The 776-nt window shown below is 65.9% G+C and carries 3 pseudogenes; all 3 read left to right on the top strand.

What is annotated here, in order from left to right:
• Positions 1-314, top strand: a pseudogene (locus tag QHC67_RS18865) (heavy metal translocating P-type ATPase); the annotation flags it as partial.
• Positions 311-541 (top strand): annotated as a pseudogene (locus QHC67_RS18870) (HAD family hydrolase); the annotation flags it as partial. The pseudogenes QHC67_RS18865 and QHC67_RS18870, both read left to right, overlap by 4 nt.
• A pseudogene (locus QHC67_RS18875) lies at positions 537-767 on the top strand (MgtC/SapB family protein); the annotation flags it as partial. The pseudogenes QHC67_RS18870 and QHC67_RS18875, both read left to right, overlap by 5 nt.
• Positions 768-776: the final 9 nt, after the last annotated feature.

Here is a 776-nt window from a genome sequence, read left to right on the forward strand (position 1 = left end):
TGGCCAGCGCAACGGTCGGCATTGCAATGGGTGCGGCGGGCTCGGACGTGGCACTGGAGACGGCCGACGTGGCGTTGATGGCCGACGATCTGGCGCACCTGCCGTTCGCAGTCGGCCTGAGTCGCCACACGCGCGGGATCATCCGCCAGAACGTCTTCGTCAGCCTAGGCGTCGTCGCCTTCCTCGTGCCTGCCACCATCCTCGGCCTCGGCATTGGGCCAGCGGTGGCGGTCCATGAGGGTTCGACGCTGCTCGTCGTCATCAACGCGCTCAGGCTGCTCGCCTACCGCGATCCGGCGGGGAAGGCGGCATGAAGTGGCTGATTGCCTTCGACCTCGACGGCACGCTTGCGGAGAGCAAGCGGCCATTGTCACAGGAGATGGCCGCGACTCTCGCCCGATTGCTCGCCGTCACCGGCGTGGCGGTAATCTCGGGCGGGGACTGGCCGCAATTCGAAAAGCAGGTCGCCTCGTGCCTCCCTGCAGATGCCGCTCTCGACCGCCTCTGGTTGATGCCGATCACGGGCACAAAGCTCTACCGGCGTCGGCTTTATCCGGGGTGGCGCAATCCTGAAGAAGGGCAGCAAAGCGTCGGGCACGGCAACAGCAGCCAGCCTATGGGCTACCGGGGCGCTCGGCGCGGCGGTGGATTATGGCCTCTACGACATCGCCGTCATCCTGAGCGCCACCACCTTCCTTACGCTGCGCTGTTCTCGTCCGCTCAAGCGTGCCGCCAAAAATGACGTCGGCAGCCAGACAAGCCCATAACGACCTCTC

Source organism: Sphingobium sp. (assembly GCF_033795625.1).
Lineage (GTDB): Bacteria > Pseudomonadota > Alphaproteobacteria > Sphingomonadales > Sphingomonadaceae > Sphingobium.